This is a genomic window from Grimontia marina, assembly GCF_900060185.1.
In the GTDB taxonomy this organism is placed as follows: Bacteria; Pseudomonadota; Gammaproteobacteria; order Enterobacterales; family Vibrionaceae; genus Enterovibrio; species Enterovibrio marinus.
On record NZ_FIZY01000237.1, the window covers coordinates 1 to 632 of the forward strand.

The following is a 632-nucleotide window of genomic DNA, read 5'->3' on the forward strand; positions in this document are numbered from 1 at the left end:
TAGTGCGTTCTGAAATGTTGGAAGTGCTGAGCTCGGAATACATCAAATTTGCTAAAGATAAAGGCTTGGCATTGAACAAAATTTACTACCAACATGCCCTTAAAAATACCATGTTACCGGTGCTAACCGTCGGCGGTGTACAAATTGGGACTATGGTGGCCTACACCATCTTAACCGAGACTGTTTTTCAGTGGCCGGGGACGGGCTTTCTTTTCCTTGAAGCGATCAACCGAGTTGATACTCCGCTGATCACCGCTTACGTCATATTCGTTGGCCTGATTTTTGTTGTCACCAACACCATTGTCGATCTGTTATACGGTCTGATTAACCCGACTGTGAACCTTACTGGAAAAGGAGCTTAATCATGAGCCAATTTGCTGCTGCTCCATCCCGTTGGGAGCGTTTTAAACAGTCTGATTTTTTGTACTATTTCTTGCGTGATAAAGTGGCGATGACCAGCTTCGTCATCTTTTTGGTATTCTTAACTTTGTCTGTCGCTGCGCCACTCATTGCCACCAGTACCCCTTCCGCCTTATCATGTATTATCCGAGGGGTGGATGATTGACTCCCTTCTGGCTGGACGGGGGCCGTGGGCGTCTTTGTGTTTGGCCGGGTTGGTAAGGGCGCTTGAC

General features: G+C 47.3%; 1 protein-coding gene and 1 pseudogene. Both read left to right on the forward strand.

The features are described from left to right. Positions 1 to 362, forward strand: a 362-nt coding sequence (locus GMA8713_RS26170; RefSeq protein ID WP_157515814.1) for an ABC transporter permease, incomplete at its 5' end; no start/stop codon positions are given. A 2-nt stretch (positions 363 to 364) separates the two neighbouring features. Then, positions 365 to 588 (forward strand): annotated as a pseudogene (locus GMA8713_RS26175) (ABC transporter permease); the annotation flags it as partial. Positions 589 to 632: the final 44 nt, after the last annotated feature.